1 protein-coding gene is annotated in these 577 nt (G+C 57.7%); it reads left to right on the top strand.

The features are described from left to right. A partial coding sequence (locus K5E19_RS23545; protein WP_311775530.1) for a molybdopterin dinucleotide binding domain-containing protein occupies window positions 1-577 on the top strand: 577 nt, incomplete at both ends.

Genomic DNA, 577 nt, shown 5'->3' with positions numbered 1-577 from the left:
GTCTGTGTCCGGATTTTTATGGGGCAACCTATGAAAAAATGGGTGAGCTGGGCTACATCCAGTGGCCGTGTCGCGATGAGTCCGAAGCCGACCAGGGAACGTCGTACCTCTTCAAAGAAAAATTCGATACCCCGAACGGACTGGCGCAGTTCTTCACCTGCGACTGGGTCGCGCCAATCGATAAGCTCACCGATGAGTATCCGATGGTGCTCTCCACCGTGCGTGAAGTGGGCCACTACTCCTGTCGTTCGATGACGGGTAACTGCGCCGCGCTGGCGGCGCTGGCGGACGAACCGGGATACGCACAAATCAACACCGCCGACGCGGAGCGCCTCGGCATTGAGGATGAAGCGCTGGTGTGGGTGAACTCGCGTAAGGGCCGCATCATCACCCGTGCGCAGGTCAGCGACCGTCCGAATAAAGGCACGGTCTATATGACCTACCAGTGGTGGATTGGCGCCTGCAACGAGCTGGTGACGGAGAACTTAAGCCCGATAACCAAAACGCCGGAGTATAAATACTGCGCCGTAAACGTGGAGCCGATTGCGGATCAGCACGCTGCGGAACAGTATGTGAT

The sequence above is a fragment of the Enterobacter sp. RIT637 genome, from assembly GCF_019718755.1.
GTDB lineage: Bacteria > Pseudomonadota > Gammaproteobacteria > Enterobacterales > Enterobacteriaceae > Enterobacter.
This window is presented reverse-complemented; position numbering and strand designations above follow the sequence as displayed.